The organism is Streptomyces sp. NPDC051976 (assembly GCF_040680795.1).
Taxonomy (GTDB): domain Bacteria; phylum Actinomycetota; class Actinomycetes; order Streptomycetales; family Streptomycetaceae; genus Actinacidiphila.
Map to the genome: position 1 here is coordinate 17,524 of NZ_JBFAXL010000019.1, position 15,840 is coordinate 33,363.

General features: G+C 74.1%; 15 protein-coding genes. 12 read left to right on the forward strand and 3 right to left on the reverse strand.

Features of this window, described 5'->3' with window-relative positions:
• Positions 1–9: 9 nt before the first annotated feature.
• The 8 genes from AB0M29_RS20130 to AB0M29_RS20165 are packed head-to-tail and all read left to right on the forward strand — an operon-like array spanning position 10 to position 7,805.
• Positions 10–654 (forward strand): acyl-CoA dehydrogenase family protein, encoded by a 645-nt coding sequence (locus AB0M29_RS20130; protein ID WP_365384306.1) that lies wholly within the window; start codon positions 10–12, stop codon positions 652–654.
• Positions 651–1,787, forward strand: coding sequence for an acyl-CoA dehydrogenase family protein (locus AB0M29_RS20135; RefSeq protein WP_365384308.1), 1,137 nt, complete (start codon positions 651–653; stop codon positions 1,785–1,787). The genes AB0M29_RS20130 and AB0M29_RS20135 overlap by 4 nt, the downstream gene beginning before the upstream one ends.
• Positions 1,784–2,338 carry a hypothetical protein gene (locus tag AB0M29_RS20140; RefSeq protein WP_365384310.1) on the forward strand — a complete coding sequence of 185 codons (555 nt, stop codon included), beginning with the start codon at positions 1,784–1,786 and terminating at the stop codon, positions 2,336–2,338. Before AB0M29_RS20135 ends, AB0M29_RS20140 begins: the two co-directional genes overlap by 4 nt.
• The gene (locus tag AB0M29_RS20145; RefSeq protein WP_365384312.1) at positions 2,335–2,829 is read left to right on the forward strand and encodes a hypothetical protein; all 495 of its coding nucleotides are present in this window, start codon (positions 2,335–2,337) and stop codon (positions 2,827–2,829) included. Before AB0M29_RS20140 ends, AB0M29_RS20145 begins: the two co-directional genes overlap by 4 nt.
• Positions 2,822–3,259, forward strand: coding sequence for a GNAT family protein (locus tag AB0M29_RS20150; RefSeq protein WP_365384314.1), 438 nt, complete (start codon positions 2,822–2,824; stop codon positions 3,257–3,259). Before AB0M29_RS20145 ends, AB0M29_RS20150 begins: the two co-directional genes overlap by 8 nt.
• A gap of 3 nt (positions 3,260–3,262) precedes the next feature.
• Positions 3,263–3,847 carry a GNAT family N-acetyltransferase gene (locus AB0M29_RS20155; RefSeq protein ID WP_365384315.1) on the forward strand — a complete coding sequence of 195 codons (585 nt, stop codon included), beginning with the start codon at positions 3,263–3,265 and terminating at the stop codon, positions 3,845–3,847.
• Positions 3,844–7,074 (forward strand): PDZ domain-containing protein, encoded by a 3,231-nt coding sequence (locus tag AB0M29_RS20160; protein ID WP_365384317.1) that lies wholly within the window; start codon positions 3,844–3,846, stop codon positions 7,072–7,074. Before AB0M29_RS20155 ends, AB0M29_RS20160 begins: the two co-directional genes overlap by 4 nt.
• Positions 7,071–7,805, forward strand: a complete 735-nt coding sequence (locus tag AB0M29_RS20165) for a 4'-phosphopantetheinyl transferase superfamily protein (RefSeq protein ID WP_365384318.1) — start codon at positions 7,071–7,073, stop codon at positions 7,803–7,805. The genes AB0M29_RS20160 and AB0M29_RS20165 overlap by 4 nt, the downstream gene beginning before the upstream one ends.
• Positions 7,806–7,818: 13 nt before the next feature.
• Here AB0M29_RS20165 and AB0M29_RS20170 read toward each other — a convergent pair whose 3' ends face one another.
• Positions 7,819–8,649: a dienelactone hydrolase family protein gene (locus tag AB0M29_RS20170; RefSeq protein ID WP_365384320.1), complete on the reverse strand. Its 831-nt coding sequence runs from the start codon at positions 8,647–8,649 to the stop codon at positions 7,819–7,821.
• A 98-nt stretch (positions 8,650–8,747) separates the two neighbouring features.
• On the opposite strand from AB0M29_RS20170, the gene AB0M29_RS20175 reads away from it, so the two are divergent.
• Both AB0M29_RS20175 and AB0M29_RS20180 read left to right on the forward strand, forming a co-directional pair.
• Positions 8,748–9,722, forward strand: a complete 975-nt coding sequence (locus AB0M29_RS20175) for a helix-turn-helix domain-containing protein (RefSeq protein ID WP_365384322.1) — start codon at positions 8,748–8,750, stop codon at positions 9,720–9,722.
• A 224-nt stretch (positions 9,723–9,946) separates the two neighbouring features.
• Positions 9,947–10,660, forward strand: coding sequence for a G1 family glutamic endopeptidase (locus AB0M29_RS20180; RefSeq protein ID WP_365384324.1), 714 nt, complete (start codon positions 9,947–9,949; stop codon positions 10,658–10,660).
• Positions 10,661–10,749: 89 nt separating this feature from the next.
• Here AB0M29_RS20180 and AB0M29_RS20185 read toward each other — a convergent pair whose 3' ends face one another.
• Entirely contained in the window at positions 10,750–11,370 is a 621-nt protein-coding gene (locus tag AB0M29_RS20185) for an N-acetyltransferase (protein ID WP_365384325.1), read from the reverse strand.
• Positions 11,371–11,613: 243 nt separating this feature from the next.
• Here AB0M29_RS20185 and AB0M29_RS20190 point away from each other — a divergent pair, with 243 nt between their 5' ends.
• A complete protein-coding gene (locus tag AB0M29_RS20190) occupies positions 11,614–13,041 on the forward strand; it encodes a peptidase S8 (protein WP_365384327.1) in 1,428 nt (475 codons plus the stop codon).
• A gap of 124 nt (positions 13,042–13,165) precedes the next feature.
• On the opposite strand, the gene AB0M29_RS20195 is transcribed toward AB0M29_RS20190, so the two are convergent.
• Complete coding sequence (locus AB0M29_RS20195) at positions 13,166–14,161, reverse strand: LuxR C-terminal-related transcriptional regulator (protein ID WP_365384329.1); 996 nt, start codon at positions 14,159–14,161, stop codon at positions 13,166–13,168.
• A 215-nt stretch (positions 14,162–14,376) separates the two neighbouring features.
• Between AB0M29_RS20195 and AB0M29_RS20200 the strand changes: the two genes are divergently transcribed.
• Positions 14,377–15,453, forward strand: coding sequence for an ABC transporter substrate-binding protein (locus AB0M29_RS20200; protein ID WP_365384331.1), 1,077 nt, complete (start codon positions 14,377–14,379; stop codon positions 15,451–15,453).
• Positions 15,454–15,840: the final 387 nt, after the last annotated feature.

Consider the following 15,840-nt stretch of genomic DNA (forward strand, 5'->3'; position numbering starts at 1 on the left):
GAGGATTCGATGAGGGACACGATCGTGGCGTGCGAGGCGGCGGCTCATGACGGCGGGCTCACGTCCGGCCTGGAGCTGGCGCTGCGCGCGGTGGACATCGACGCTCCACCGGGACGCGTCGCCGCACTCCCCTCGGGGCGGCTGCCCGCGGGCGCCGCGGTCGTACCGCACCGTCTCGCGCAGGCGGAGGGCATCACCTTCGTGACCTGGCCGGAACACCCCGCACCCGCCGAACACCCCGCCCCGGAACAGCGCCAACCGCGCCAACCGCGCCAACAGCCCGACCGCACCACCGTGTTCGCCGCGCTGCTCGGCGCGGTACGGGTGGGCGTGTCCCGCAGGCTGCTCGACGACGCCGTCGCCCACCTTTCGGGGCGGACCGGCGGCGGCGAGCCCCTGATCCGCAAGCAACTCGTGCTCGGCACCGTCGCCGACGTCATCACCGCACTCGACGCCGTACGCCAACTCCTGCTCGTCGCCCACCACGTCCCCGCGGCCGTGGCCGACGCGCACGACCGGATCACCGCGCTCGACTGGGACACCGCCAAGCTCTTCGGGGCCTCCGGCTTCCTGGCCGACGGGCCGGTGCGCGCCGCATACGTCGGCCGGCTCGCGGCGGACTGCTGGACCGACCGGGAGGACGTACAGCCATGATCCCCCTCGACACCCCGCTGCGGGAGCTGCGCGAGCAGTGCCGCGAGGCGGGCCGGGAACTGTGCGCCCACGCGCTGGCCGTCGACGCCGACCCGGGCGGTACGGCCCACCTGGACCTGCCGATCCTCACCCTCGTCAGATCCGCCTCCACCCCCAAGGACTACCGCACCGACTCCGCCGTCGACGACGGCGGTTACTCCGACAGCTGCCTGTCCCGGGTGGTCGCGGGCATCGAACTCGCCCGCGGCGACGCCGGGGTGCTCTGCGCCAACACCGGTCCCTCGCTGGCCGGCGTCGCCGTGGACACCCTGGGCAGCGAGGCGCAGCGCGAACTCTTCTACGACACCATCGCCGACGGCCGCGCCTGGACCTTCTTCGGCATGACCGAGCCGGACCACGGCAGTGACGCCACCGCGATGGAGAGCAGGCTCGACCCGGCGGGCGACCCCGCCGACGGCTATCTGCTCTCCGGCACCAAGCGCTATGTCGGCAACGCCTCGCGGGGTGCGATCGGTGTGGTGTTCGCCCGCACCGGGCGCACCGCGCTGTCCATCCGCGGCGCCCTGATCCGCCGCCCCGCGCCCGGCTTCGACGGCACCCCGCTGGACATGATGGGGCTGCGCGGCGCACGGATCTGCCGGCTGGAGATGGACGGGGTGCCCGTGCCCCGGGAGATGCTGCTCGGCGCCCATCTGCCCGCCTCCCGGCGCGGCCTGTGGGGGATCAGCCGCACCTTCAACGCGATGCGGCTGCAGATCGCCGCGCTGGCGCTGGGCACCGCCCTCGGCACCCGCGACTACGTGACCGAGCAGCGCCCCGGCTGGTCAGGGCACGAGGTGGTCTCCGCCCGGCTCGACGCGGCGACCGCGCTGCTCTACGAGTCCGCCGCCGCCGTGGACCTCCAGCCCGACGCGGTACGGCCGCCCTCCACCGCGAAGCTGCACGCCACCGATCTGGCGGTGCGCACCACGCACTGGGCGGCCAGGGCGCTGGGCCCCGGCGCGCTGCTGGAGCACCCGCTGCTGGAGAAGTGGAGCCGCGACGTGCACGCCTTCGAGTTCATGGACGGCACCAGCAACATCCAGCGCCTGCACATCACCCACGACCTCAGCGCGCGGAAGGCCCGGACATGACGACCACGGACCTCACCGCCCCGGCCGCCGCCCGGACCACCGCGCGCCCCGCCGGCCCCGTCCCGGCCGCCCTTCGGTGGTCGGCCCGCCCGGTCACCGAAGCCGACCACGACGCCGTCCTGGCGCTCTTCACCGAGCCCGACTTCTACTTCCGCACGACCCGCCCCGACACCCGCCCGGAGTGGGAGGTCCTCGCGCTGCTCGACGAGGACACCCGGCTGCTGTGCGCCGACGGCACACCGGTCGGGCTGTACGCCCTGGAGGCGATGGGCGGCGACCACGCCTGCCACTACGTGCTGCACCTGCGGCTGTCCGCCGCCTTGCGCGCGGACGCCTGGGTGTCGGTGTACGACGAGATCGTCCGGGGGCTGCGCTGGCAGCGCGAGGTGGTCCGACTGGCCGTGCTCACCGGCGAGTTCGACGACCGCGGGCTGGCGGCCGCCCGGCTGGCCGGTTTCACCGAGGAAGGTGTCCTGACCGGACACGTCGTCCACGACGGGCACCGCCGCGGTTCCGTCTTCCTCTCCCGGATCTGGGAGCCCACCTCATGATGCTGCGTGGATACCGGGGCACCGACCTGCCCCTGCTCACCGGCCACTGGCTGCCGGGCGAGCTGCTCGGCCTGCCCGTGCCCGGCCGGCCCGCACTGGCCGAACCCGCCTCCGTACCGGCCCCCGAGGGACCGGACGGGCCCGGCGGCCCGGACGACGAGCTGTGCGTCGCCCCCGGCGCCGGCTTCGCCCGCTACGCCGGACTCGACTGGGTGCACCGCAGGGCCCGGCTGGAGATCGGCCTCCAGGCGGGCGCGGCCGACGCCGCCGAGCCGCTGCTGAAGGCGGCGCTCGACCACGCCTTCCGGGTGCTGAACCTGCGCCGCGTCCACGGCTGGGTCACCCCCGGCGCACCGCTGCCCGACGGGCTGCCGCGCGAGGAGTTGCTGCGCGCCGCGGGCCTGCGCCCCGAGGCCGAGGTCCCGCAGGCGCTGTGGTGCGACGGCCGCCCGGTGGCCCGACAGATCTGGGGAGCGACCCGCCATGGCTGACCTGACCCTGCTCGGCACGGCCGAAGCCGCCGCGCTGCTGAGCGCCGCGCCCGAGGCCGCCCGCGGTTTCCTCGGCCTGGACCCGGTGACGCAGAACGCACCTTTGCTCGCCGCCGAGTTGGCCCGTAGCGGCGCGCAGGTGCTGCGCAGCGGCGACGTGCTGCTCGGCTACGCGCCCAACCCCGACCAGCCCCGCCAGGGCCGGGTCGCCACCACGTCCGCGGACCCGGAACCGCTCGCCGCGCTCCTCGGCTTCCTGCGCACCTACCGCCGCTGCACCTCGTTCGTCGCGGAGGTCCCGGACGGCTCGGCGGCCGTCCCCGCACTGGAGGCGTGCGGCTTCACCGACACCGGCAGGCTGCCGGGCCATGTCTTCCACTCCGGCGGCTACCACGACGTGCTGGTCTACTGCGCCACCGAGGAGGGCTGACCCATGCCGTTCGTGACCGTCCGGCACTTCACCGAGGACGACATCCCGACCCGTACCGCCCTGCTGCGCGAGTCGCGTTTCCAGGCGAATCTGACCGACTTCGCGGTGGTCAGCGCCGACGACGCCCTCACCGCCAACCAGCGCCGTACCGTCACCCAGGAGCACCGCGTCAAGCGGATGTTCACCCTGTGCGGCCCCGGCGGCGGCACCGTCGGCTTCGCGTGGATCACCTCGATCGACTGGCCGGGCCAGACCTGCGAGCTGTCCTTCGGGGTGCTGCCGGAGTACCGCGGCCGGTACGGCGCCGCCGCCGTCGCCGCCGCGCACACCTACATCCGCGCGGAGTTGAACATGCGGGTGGTGGTCAACCAGGTGCTGGAGCACAACACGATGCTCGTCTCGTCCGGTGAACTCACCGAGCAGCGGCGGGTCAGATGCGCGTACGACTCGTACACCGTCGGCCAGTGGCGTACCGCGTGCTACTGGACCGAGAGCGAGGAGGACGTACGCCGCCAGCGCGACGAGGCCGCCGAGCGGCGCCGCGCGATCGCCGCCCGTATCCGCACCACGTCACCTCTTCCGTCATGAACGCCCGTGCCGCGGCAGGCGGTTATCTGCACCACGCGACCCTGGCGGGCGACACCGTGGTGTTCGTGTGCGAGGACGAGCTGTGGACGGTGTCCGCCGAGGGCGGCACCGCGCACCGGCTCAGCAGCGGCAGCATGGCGTGCGCCGGGCCGCGGCTGTCCCCCGACGGCCGCCAGGTCGCCTTCACCGGCACCCCCGACGGCCTCACCGAGGTGTGCCTGACGTCGGTGTCCGGCGGGCCGGTGCGCCGGCTGACCCATCAGGCCGGGCGGTGCAACGTGACCGGCTGGCACCCGCTGACCGGCGAGATCCTCTACGCGAGCACCGCGGGCCAGCCCGAGGGCTTCGGCTTCCGGCTCTTCGCCGTGCACCCCGACGGCGGCCCGCCGCGGCTGGTCGAGGCCGGTCCCGCCGCGTCCGTGTCGTACGGGCCCGGCGGCGGTTCCGTGATCGGCCGCAGCATCGCCGACCCGGCCCGCCGCAAGCGCTACCGCGGCGGCGCGGCCGGTGAACTCTGGGTCGACAGGGACGGATCGGGCGCGTACCGGCGGCTCGACCTGCCCGCGGGCAACCCCGCGGACCCGTGCTGGGTCGGCGGCCGGATCTACTTCATCAGCGACCACGAGGGCACCGGCAACGTCTACTCCTGCCTGCCCGACGGTACGGGACTGACCCGGCACACCGACCACGACGACTACTACGCCCGCGGTCTGTCGGGCGACGGCCGCCGGCTGGTCTACCACTGCGGTGCGACCCTGCACGTGCTGGACCCGGCGGTCAGTGGCGGCGCCCGCGGGCTGCGGGTCGACCTGGCGCCCTCGGGCATCCAGCACCAGCGCCGGATCGTGTCCGCCACCCGGTTCCTCGACGGCGCCCGGCTGGGCCCCGACGGCCGGCTGGCCGTCACCGCTCGCGGCAAGGCGTTCACCCTCGCGCCCTGGTCGGGCCCCGCGCTGCGGCACGGCGCCCCCGACGGGGTCCGCTACCGGCTGCTGAACTGGCTCGCCGACGGCGAGCGGCTGGTCGCGGTGGCCGGTGACGCGGGCCCCGGCGAGCGGCTGGTGCTGCTGCCCGCGGAGGGCGGCTCGGAACTGCTCGGCACCCCGCTGGCCGACCTGGGCTACGTCACCGCGCTGGCCGCCTCGCCCGCCACCGGCCAGGTCGCCTTCGCCACCAACCGCCAGGAGCTGTGGACCGTCGACACCGACCGGCCGCGTCTGGAGCCGCGGCTGCTCGACACCAGCGCGCACGAACGGATCGAGGACCTGGCCTGGTCCCCCGACGGCCGCTGGTTGGCGTACACCTTCCCCGACACCCCCAGGAGTACGGCGATCAAGGTCGCCGAGGTCGACACCGGCCGCACCTCCCGGATCACCCGCCCGGTGCTGCGCGACGCGCTGCCGTCCTTCGACCCGCTGGGCCGCTATCTGTACTTCGTCGGGCAGCGCGACCTGACCCCCGAGCACGACCAGGTCCAGTTCGAGATCGGCTTCCCCTTCGGCGCCCGGCCGTACGCGGTGCCGCTGACCGCCGACCGGCAGCCGCCCTTCGGCCCGGCCCCGGCGGGCGAGGACCCGTACGACGACGAGCAGGACGGCCCGGTCGCCATCGACTTCACCGGCATCGAGCGGCGCCTGGTGCCGCTGCCGGTCCCCGAGGGCCGGTACGCGGCGGTGCTCGGGCTGCGCGACGCGGTGCTGCTGCTGTCGGTGCCGCTGAGCGCACCGGAGCCGGACGACCCGCAGCAGGTGCAGGAGGGCGGCGTCACCCTGGTGGATCTGGCGACCGGTGACGTCATCGAGGAGTACCTCGGCCCGGTCGACGAGATCAGCACCGACCCGGCGGGCACGGCGCTGCTGTACCGGCACAACCACCGGCTGCGCGTCGTACCGGCGGGCGCCCCCAAGGAGAGCGTCGAGGACTTCGACTCGCCCATGGCACCGCCCGGCCGTCCCACCGGCTGGGTCGACCTGGACCGGGTCAGGATCCCCTTCGTGCCCGCCGCCGAGTGGCGGCAGATGTTCCGCGAGGCGTGGCGGCTGCAGCGCGAGAGCTTCTGGAACGCGGCCATGTCCGGCATCGACTGGGACGCGGTGCACCGCCGCTATCTGCCGCTGCTCGACCGGGTCGCCACCCGCGCCGAACTCTCCGACCTGGTCTGGGAGTTGCACGGCGAGCTGGCCACCTCGCACGCGTACGAGCGCGGCGGTGACTACGGGGCGCCGCCCAGCATGGCGCAGGGCTTCCTCGGCGTCGACTGGGAGCCCGCCCCCGAGGCGGGCGGCCGCTGGCGGATCGCGCACGTGCTGCGCGGCGACCCGTGGAACCCCGACGCCACCTCGCCCTGCGACCAGCCGGGCGTCGACATCAGGGCCGGTGACGCGATCGCCGCCGTCGACGGCCACCCCGTGGGGCCGCACGGGCCCGCGGAGTTGCTCACCGGTCTCGCGGGCCGCGAGGTCGAACTGACCGTGCTGCGCGAGGGCGCCGTGCCGCGCCGGGTCGTGGTGCGCGCCGCCCGCAGCGAGGCCCGCGCCCGCTACCTGGACTGGGTCGCCCGCAACAGCGCCTACGTGGACACCGTCTCCGACGGCCGGCTCGCGTATCTGCACGTGCCGGACATGTTCCGTACCGGATACGCCGACTTCGTACGGCAGTTCCTCGGCGGCCTCGACCGCGAGGGCCTGGTCGTCGACGTCCGCTTCAACGGCGGCGGCCATGTGTCACCGCTGCTGCTCGACCGCCTCGCCCGCAGCCGTTCGGGCGCGGAGCACGGGCGGTGGAGCGGTGTGGTGCCGTATCCGCTGGAGTCGCCGCGCGGCCCGATGGCGGCGCTGATCAACGAACAGACCGGTTCCGACGGGGAGATCTTCGGCCACATGTTCCGCGAGCGCGGCCTGGGCACCCTCGTCGGCACCCGCACCTGGGGCGGCACCATCGCCACCTGGCCGCGGCACGCCCTGGTCGACGGCACCGTCACCACCCAGCCGGAGTTCTGCTACTACTTCCGCGGCGTCGGCGCGGGCCTGGAGAACCGCGGCGTCGAGCCGGACATCACGGTCGCCGTGCCTCCGGCGGGCCCGCGCCCCGGCCTGGACGTGCAGTTGGCGACGGCGGTGAACCATCTGCTGCGGGTGGTGCGGGTGCCCGCGGCGCCGGGGTCCGCCGCGCCGGACACCGGCGGTGTGGACGCGGGTGCGGTGGCGGCGGGCTGGGGCGGCGTATGAGCGTCACGGCGGTGGGGACGGCGGGGGCGGTGGGGACGCCGCCGGTCCCCGTCCCCGCGGCGGGGACGTGCGAGGTGTGGCTGGTGCCGGTACGGCGGCGGGCGGCGTGGGCCGCGCTGCTCGACGCCGACGAGCGGGAGCGGTGGGAGGCGCTGGGCGAGGGCCCGGCCGCCGACACCCTGCTCACCTCGCGCGCGGCCCAGCGCCTGATCGTCTCCCGCTACTGCGGGCTGCCGCCCAACTCACTCTCCATCGAGCGCAGTTGCGGGCTGTGCGGCGCGCCCCGGCACGGCCGCCCCCGCCTGCCGGGCGCCGCCTTCGACTTCTCCGTCTCCCACACCCGCGACTGGCTGCTGCTGGCCGTCGTCGGCACCGGCCTGGTCGGCGCCGACCTCGACCACCTCGACCCCGACCGCGACACGGACGGCCTGGCGGCTCTCACCCTGACCCCCACCGAGCGCCGCGCGTACGACCAACTCCCGTCGGCCGAGCGCCCCGTGGCCTTCCTGGACTCCTGGGTCCGCAAGGAGGCGGCGATCAAGCTGACCGGCCACGGCCTGGCGGCGCCCCCGGCGGCGATCGACACCAGCGGCCCGGTGGTCCAGGCCCCGAGCGTCCCCAACTGGCCTGCGGCGCCCGTGCACGTGACCCCGCTGCCCGCGCCCGACGGCCATCGCGCGGCGCTGGCCACCACGACCCCGGTCACCCGGCTGCGCAGCCGGGCGCTGTGAGGCCGGAGGCCCGCTACCCGGGGGTTCCCCGGCTCAGGCGCTCGGCGAGGAAGGCGATGATCTCGTCCCGGGCGCGTACCGTCGGGTGGCCCTGCTCGTCGACGAGGTGCGCGGTGACCACGCTGTGGGCGCACCCGACGACATCGCGGAAGAACGGGGACGGGTCCGGGTTCGCCGCGTCCGCGGGCAGCACCCGGCCGTCGAACCACTCACCGAGCAACGCCCGGTAGGCCGCGAAACGCTGCCCGGTGCACCACTTGTCGCCGTCGAAGCGGTAGGCGAGGACCTTCACCCGGTCGCGCTTTATCCGTTCGGCCACCCGTGCCGCGTCCTCCTCGCCGATCTCCAGGCCGCCGGGATCGTCCAGCGGGAGTGAGGGGTGGTTGACGACCGGTGCGATAACAGTCGGTTCGAGGGCCATCGTCAAGGCGAAGTTGCCGGTGAAGCAGAGCCCGATCACCCCGACACCGGGTCCACCGCACTGAGCGTGCGCGGTCCGCGCGAGACCCCGCAGCCAGCTGACCACCGGGCTCGTGCCGCCTCCCGCGAACGCCCGGAACTCGGCGCTGACACACGCGCGCCGGACGACGGCCTCACCCGCCTCGGCGGTCGGGTACGCGCCGTCGTGGCCGAAGAGGGAGGGCAGGTACACGGAGAACCCGGCCTCGCGCAGCCACCGTCCCAGGCGGGCGACATCGGGGCTGATCCCGGGCATCTCGGGCATCAGGACGACGGCCGGTCCCGACCCCGTGACGTACACCGTCCTGCTTTCACCCCCGATGCTCACGGTTGTCCTGACGAAGTCGTCCAGGGGGTCGTCCCGCCGCGTTCGCGTGGTTGCCATGACCGTGATCCTCACGGGAGAGTGACGGACACCGGAAGTGGCGGTATCGCCATATGACAGGGTGATCTCGCCACCCGTGGCGAGCGGGGAGGGCGGTCGTGAAAGCGCTGCGCGTAGGCGTCCTGGCCTATCCGGGCTGCTTCGCGTCGGAGGTGTTCGGCATCCCCGACCTGTTGGTGATGGCCCGTCACATCGCGGCGGCACGCGGGGCGGTGGAACCGTCGTACGAGGTGTCGGTCCTCTCGCCCCGGCGGCGGGTGCTGGCGTCCGGCGGCTCGGCCCTCGACGTGTCGGCGATGTGCCCGGTGGACGTGCTGATCGTGCCGGGCTTCGAGCTGTCCCCGGCGCACGATCTCGCCGGGGTCCTGGCGGGCCTGCGGACCGAGGTGGCGGCCATCCGCGCACAGGCCGCGTCGGGTACGGCGGTGGTGTCGATCTGCGTGGGCGCCTTCCTCGCCGCCGAAGCCGGCCTCCTCGACGGACACGAGGCGACCACCTCCTGGCTGTTCGCGGACCAGCTCGCGCGGCGCTACCCCGACGTGACCGTGCGCCCCGAACGCCTGGTCGTCACCGATCGCGCGGTGACCACGACCGCGGCGTTCAGCGCCATGTTCGACTTCGCTCTCCAGCTCATCCGCGACCACGACGGCCCTCACGTCGCCCGCGGCACCGCGCGCGTCGCCCTGGTCGACGACGCGCGCTCGTCACAGGCCCCCTACGTCGACCCGGCCCTGCTGCCCCCCGCGGGACGTGAGTTCTCGCTGGGCGTGAAGCGCTGGCTCGACCGGAACCTGGCGACCCCGTACGACCTGCCGCGTCTGGCCAAGGAGTTCCACGTCAGCACCCGCACCATGCTGCGGCGCTTCGGCGACGAGTCGGGCCAGACCCCGCTGGAATACCTGCAGTCCACCCGGGTCCGCCGCGCCCGGCTGCTGCTGGAGACCACCGACAGGACCGTCGCGCACATCGCCGCGGAAATGGGTTACGCGGACCCCGGCGCGTTCAGCGCCATCTTCGCCCGGCACACCGGCCGACGACCGCGGGACTACCGCGCCACGTTCCACCGGAAGTAGGCGGCCCCGCCCCGGGGCACGGTTCATCACCAGGTCGCATTGTCATGTTCGCGCCATTGCGCGCACCGGTAACTCCCGTTGCCTTCCGCCCCACCCGTACCAAGGGCAGCATCGCTGCACCGGAAAGGGACGACCAGCTTCCCGCGCCCACACAGCGGGCCAGTAGACCGCGGGCCGTCTCCCCCCATCTTTCGCGCAACTCCCCCACCATTGGAGTTCACCGGATGCACAAGTTCCGCACCGCCGTCCCGACGAGGGCGGCCGCTGCCGCACTGCTGGCACTCTCCTGCGCGGGGCTCACCGTCCCCGCGACCGCGGCCGCCGCCCCCGCGGTCACCTTCGGCAGCGCCCACTACGCCCACCCGCTGCACGGCTTCTCCGGCGACAGCAACTGGGGCGGCTACATCGCCACCGGCTCGCGCTTCACCAGCGTCACCGGCTCCTGGACGATGCCCCACGTGACGTGCAACTCGTCCAACGACCTGTACGCGCCCTGGATAGGCATCGACGGCTACGGTTCGCAGACCGTCGAGCAGACCGGCGTCCAGGTGGACTGCTCCAGCGGCAGCCCGCAGTACTCCGGTTGGTACGAGATGTACCCGGCCGCGCCGCGCTACTTCAGCAACCCCGTCTCCGCGGGCGACGCCTTCACCGCGAGCGTGACCGACACCGGCGGCGGCTCGTACACCCTCAAGCTCACCGACACCACCAAGGGCTGGACCAAGACCGCGACCTCCCGGCTGTCGGCCCGCGACGCGAGCGCCGAAGCGGTGATCGAGTCCCCCACCGGCAGCTACCCGTCCTTCTCCCGGCAGGACTTCAGCGGCATCACCGTCAACGGCCGCTCCTTCGCCACCTACGGCCCCCAGGCCATCGACAGCGGCCCGTACACCGAAACCGCCCTCAACGGCGGCTCGTTCAGCATCATCCCGGGCTGACCCACCCGCACCCGTCCACCAGGGGACCACGCCCACACCGGCGTGGTCCCCTGCGCGCGTCCGGCCCCGGCGGCCACGGACGTGAAGCGTCAGATCTCGCCGCGGGCCGCGCGCAGCCGGTCGCCGCGCAGGCCCACGCAGTCCAGGGCCCAGAAGGTCTCGGAGTAGACGAAGGTGCCCGTCATCCACGGCTCGTGGGCGGACAGGCGGGCGACCTGGAAGGCGCCGTCGGGGTAGCGCAGCGTCGGGGCCCGGAAGCCGGCGGCTTCCGCCGACGCGAAGCCGCGCTTGCCGTAGAACGACGGCGAGCCCTCCAGGAAGACCAGTGGCACCCCGTGGTCGTCGGCGGCGGCGAGGGCGTGCCGGACGAGGCGGGTGCCGATGCCCCGCCGCTGGAACTCGGGGAGCACACCCAGCGGTGAGAGGGACAGGACGTCGACCAGCCGGGGCGGGGCGTCCAGGCGGCAGGCGCTCAGCATGACGTGGCCGACGATCCGGTCGTCGACAGCGGCGACGTACGACAGCGGTGCCAGGGCGGCCTTCGCCTGCCGCAGCGCGTCCACGAGCGCGGGGACCCGGTCCGGGTCGCCGAAGGCGCGGGCGTGGAGTGCGCGTACCGCCGCGTGGTCGGCGGCCGTCTCCTCGCGGAGGGCCAACTCGCCGTCGCCGGAGGCGATTCGGGGGCCGTCCGGTACGTCAGGGGGCGTCATGCGCGGGAGGGTAGCCGCCGGACCCCCGCGCCCGCGACGCAATTCGGCGCCGCAAGCACCACACGCACCGCACGCCGTCAGGTCCGACGCCCGGATGGCGCATCTGCGCCGATGCCCAATTGCGCCGTGTCCCGAGCCTGTTCCGCCGTCTCCCCTGTCCCGATGATCTCAGGTGCACCACCGCACGGGACGCGGGTGCCCACCCCGGGGCACCCTCACCCGTCATGCCTCCGGGAGAACCGTATGAACAGAGCACGATGGAGTGCCGCACTGCTCGGCGCCGCGGTGATGGGTACCGCGCTGACCGGTCAGAGCGCGGCCGCCGACACCGCCCGCGGCTCCACCGGCCCTGACACCCTCACGATCCGGCACGAGCTGCGGATCGGCACGCTCGGCCGCACCCACGCGTACTACGACGCCTGCCGGGCCAGCGCGCACGGCATCCGGCTCAGCCTCGGCTGCCAGTCCCTCGTGGTCGCCCGGAGCGCCACCGGCAGCGACGCCGCCTCCCCGATGACCACGACCACCCCGGCCGGGTACTCGCCCGCCGAGCTGGCCACCGCGTACCACCTGCCCGCGGCCTCCAGCAGCACCCGGACGATCGCGATCGTCGGCGTGGGCGCGTACCCCTCACTCGCCGCGGACCTCGCCAACTACCGCGGCCAGTACGGCCTTCCCGCCTGCACCACGGCCAACGGCTGCCTGAGGATCACCGACTACAAGGGCGGCCCGGCACTGGCCGCGAACCCGTCCATGGCGTCGGTCGAGGAGTCGTACGCCGAGGAGACCGCGCTCGACGTGGACATGGCCTCCGCCGCCTGCCCGTCCTGCAAGATCGACATGGTGCAGATACCGATGGACTTCACCAAGCTGCTGCTGGCGGGCTACGGCCTCCCGGACGCGCTGGCCGCCGACTTCGGCACCGCGGTCAACGAGGCGGCGGCGCTGGGCGCGAGCGCGGTCAGCATGAGTTACGGCCTGCCCGGCGCGTCCGGTCACGCCGCCATCGAGACCGGCGCCACCGCCAAGGCCCTGCACCACCCGGGCATGGCCGTGGTCGCCTCCTCCGGGGACAGCGGTTACACCGGCACCGCCCAGCTCTGGCCCGCCCGGCTGCCCTGGGTCACCGCCGCCGGCGGCACCACCCTGAAGACCACCGACGGCGGAGCGACGTACACCAACTCCGCCTGGGGCAGCCTCTTCACGCCCAGGGGCCAGACCACGGCCAAGTGGGTCGGCGCGGGCAGCGGCTGCGCCACCGACCTTCCCGGCGCCCAGGGCCAGCCCACCGCCGTCGCCGCCCTCTGCGGCGGCCACCGCGCCGTCGCCGACGTCTCCGCCGACGCCGACCCGCTCACCGGCGTCGCCGTCTACGACACGTACACACCCGACAGCGGAACCGGCGGCGGCTGGACGGTCGTCGGCGGCACCAGCGCCGCCTCCCCCTACCTGGCCGGGCTCTACGCCCGCGCCGGCAACCTGGCCTCGGTCGACGGCCCCAACACGCTCTACGCCGCCCCGTCCGGCACCCTTACCGACGTCACCGGCGGCTCCAACGCCCAGCACGGCGCGGCCGACTGCGCGACGTACGGCCCCGCGCTCTGCACCGGAGTGCCCGGCTGGGACGGCGTCACGGGCATCGGCACCCCGAACGGCCTCGGCGCCTTCTAGCCGCTCTCACTCCGGGCGTCGTCCCGGCCGCATCACCTTCGCGAGCCCGGGCGCTCCCCCGCCCGGGCCCCCAGGACCCCCCACAGGGGCCCGGTGTCCGGGCGGTCCCGTACGCGGCGCGTGCTCACAACCAGCCGCGGCGGGCCGCCTGGACACCGGCCTGGAACCGGGTCGTCGCCCCCAGCCGCTCCAGCAGCGCCCCGGTGCGCCGCACCACCGAGCGGCGCGAGATGTTCAGCCGCCGTGCGATGACCTCGTCGGTCGCGCCCGCGGCCATCAGCGTCACGATCGCCCGGTCCGAGGCGTCGAGATCCTCCGCCGGGCGCTCCAGCGACAGCGGCACGGCGAGCTGCCACAGCGAACCGAAGATCCCCACCAGCGCGTTGAGCAGCGCGGACGGGTGCACGATCAGCGAGACCGGCCCCGTCGCACCGGCCGGATCGAGGGCCACCAGCGCCCGGTCGTCATCGCTGATCAGCATCTTCACCGGCGGATCGACCAGCACCCGGGCCTGCTCCCCCGCCCCGATCGCGGCCATCGCCCCGGCGCAGCGCAGCGGGTCCGCGTAGACCGAGTCGTGGTAGATCGCCTGGTAGCGGATGCCCGCCGCCATGCGGGACGCCTGGAGATCGGACTGCGCCTGCTCGGTGGCGTCCCCACCCACGTACGGCGGGCGGTTGATGGCCCGCACCTGGTACCGGGCGTCCCGCTGCAGCCGTTCGAAGTACGCCAGGATCAACGCCCGGTCGTCCACGACCTCCAGGCCCTGGTACCCGGAGCCCTCCTGCCGGGCCAGCCGGAACAGGCGGGCCAACTCCCCGCCCGTGGTGCGCAGTTCCGCGAGCCGGTGCTCCTCGGCGCGTACCCGGGCCTCCAGCAGCGCGTCCGGCGGCCGGGCCTCCCAGTGGTCGCCGTCCCCGCCGGGCAGCCGTACCGCGGCGCCCGCCTCGCCCAGCTCCGCCAGCACCTGAGCCGCCCGCGCGGGCGCCACCCCGGCCTCGGCGGCCACCGCCGCGGCGCCGCCCTGCCGGGCGCGGATCAGCGCGCGGTAGACCCGGCCGTGCTCGGACTCCGGGTCGAGGGGGTCGGGTTCTTCGTGAGGGCGGCCCGCACTGTCCACTGCGGCGCTCCCAACAGGTGGTGACGATGGAGATGATGACGGCCGTTGAAGACGACGGCGACGACGATGGCGGCGGTGATCGGCGCACCGCGTGCCCGGACCCTAGATCTGCCCGACTCACCACGTCAACGGCGTCTCGGCGGCAGCGCGGGACCGCCACGCAACGCTCACATAACCGCTTGCCGAGCGGTGGAAACGGCGGATGCAATGTGGGCATGGCCACCTCCGTGCACACCATCGGCGCCCTCGCCCCCCTCACCCGGCCCGGCTGGGCCGAGGCGGGCCACCACCTGCTCGCGGGGATGGAGTCGGCCGTACGGGACGTCAACGCCGCGGGTGGCATCGCCGGAAGCCCGCTGGAACTGGTGGTACGGGACACCGCGGCCGACCCGGAGCGGGCCGCCGCGGCCGTGGACGAGCTGGCGGGCCTGGGGGTCGCCGCCCTGGCGGGGGAGTACCACAGCGTCGTCGCCCGCGCCGCCGCGGCCAGGGCCGACGCCCTCGGCCTGCCGTTCCTGTGCTCGTCGGCGGTGCTCGACGCGCTCACCGACGAGCCGACGGACCTGGTCGCGCGCCTCGCCCCGCCGCAGTCCCGCGGCTGGCGGACCTACGCCGACCACCTCCTCGGCGAGGGCCACACGCGGATCACCGTAGCGACCCAGCCCAGCGTCTACTGGGCCACGGGTACGGGCATCCTGCGCGACCATCTCGCTCCCCGCGGCGGCACCGTCACCGCACTCGACATGGGCGCGCTCACCCCGGCGGCACTCTGCGACGCCCTCGTGGACGCCCGCGCGACAGCGCTGCTCCTCCTGGTCGGCCACCCGGACCCCGCGGTGCCGGTCGTCACCGCCGTCCGCCGCGACCCGCGTCTCGCCGGCCTGCTGATCGGCGCCCCGGCCGGACAGCCCGAACTCCCGTCCTGGGCAGCCCTGCTGGGCGACGACGGCGCCGCGATCCCGTTCCTGCGCTACCTCCCGGAACACCTCACGCCCCTCGGCGCCCGCGTCGGGACCGCCCTGCGCGACCAGTTGGGCACGCCGCCCTCCTTCGTCGCCTTCGAGGGCTACGACACGATCGCCGTGCTCGCCGAGGCGCTGCGTACGCACGGCACCGACCGTGCGGCCGTCGCCGCGTCCTGGCCGCGGATCTCCGTCGACGGCACCCGCGGACCGATCCGGTTCTCCCGTGTGCCCGGCATCAGCGTCTGGCAGTGGGCCTGGCCGCCGGTCCAGGTCGTCGACCGCGACCCCGCGGCGCCTGAGCGCTTCCGGGTCCTGCGCTCCCGCTGAGAAGCCGATCTCCAGCCCTGCAATATTGGCGCCGCGGTGCAACATTTCAACGATTCAGGACGCATTCCCAAATTCCGCCGGATCATTCCCCTTCCGATAGCCGTCCAGGGCAGCACACTCCGCCGGGGAAATCAAATCGGCTACCGAACCATGGCGGCACGGCGTTTTTCGGTCGATTCAGGGCACACCTCGCGGCGACCGAACACCGTGCATGAATCCAGCGGTTGACGCGTGAAGGTTCTGTATTAGGGTGATCGGGTTCCTGCCGGGCTCCCCGCCCGGCCCACCTGGCACTGCAGGGAGGTGCCCGACTTGCCCGGACATCACACGCAACGTGCGGAGATCATGTCGTCAATTACCTGATTCCGGTTGCCGCTATCCCTTCTG

What these genes read in the sequence shown, in the direction of transcription:
- AB0M29_RS20130 (WP_365384306.1), top strand. Translation starts at nt 10, where the DNA reads ATGAGGGACACGATCGTGGCGTGCGAGGCGGCGGCTCATGACGGCGGG.
- AB0M29_RS20135 (WP_365384308.1), top strand. Translation starts at nt 651, where the DNA reads ATGATCCCCCTCGACACCCCGCTGCGGGAGCTGCGCGAGCAGTGCCGC.
- AB0M29_RS20140 (WP_365384310.1), top strand. Translation starts at nt 1,784, where the DNA reads ATGACGACCACGGACCTCACCGCCCCGGCCGCCGCCCGGACCACCGCG.
- AB0M29_RS20145 (WP_365384312.1), top strand. Translation starts at nt 2,335, where the DNA reads ATGATGCTGCGTGGATACCGGGGCACCGACCTGCCCCTGCTCACCGGC.
- AB0M29_RS20150 (WP_365384314.1), top strand. Translation starts at nt 2,822, where the DNA reads ATGGCTGACCTGACCCTGCTCGGCACGGCCGAAGCCGCCGCGCTGCTG.
- AB0M29_RS20155 (WP_365384315.1), top strand. Translation starts at nt 3,263, where the DNA reads ATGCCGTTCGTGACCGTCCGGCACTTCACCGAGGACGACATCCCGACC.
- AB0M29_RS20160 (WP_365384317.1), top strand. Translation starts at nt 3,844, where the DNA reads ATGAACGCCCGTGCCGCGGCAGGCGGTTATCTGCACCACGCGACCCTG.
- AB0M29_RS20165 (WP_365384318.1), top strand. Translation starts at nt 7,071, where the DNA reads ATGAGCGTCACGGCGGTGGGGACGGCGGGGGCGGTGGGGACGCCGCCG.
- AB0M29_RS20170 (WP_365384320.1), bottom strand. Translation starts at nt 8,649, where the DNA reads ATGGCAACCACGCGAACGCGGCGGGACGACCCCCTGGACGACTTCGTC.
- AB0M29_RS20180 (WP_365384324.1), top strand. Translation starts at nt 9,947, where the DNA reads ATGCACAAGTTCCGCACCGCCGTCCCGACGAGGGCGGCCGCTGCCGCA.
- AB0M29_RS20185 (WP_365384325.1), bottom strand. Translation starts at nt 11,370, where the DNA reads ATGACGCCCCCTGACGTACCGGACGGCCCCCGAATCGCCTCCGGCGAC.
- AB0M29_RS20190 (WP_365384327.1), top strand. Translation starts at nt 11,614, where the DNA reads ATGAACAGAGCACGATGGAGTGCCGCACTGCTCGGCGCCGCGGTGATG.
- AB0M29_RS20200 (WP_365384331.1), top strand. Translation starts at nt 14,377, where the DNA reads ATGGCCACCTCCGTGCACACCATCGGCGCCCTCGCCCCCCTCACCCGG.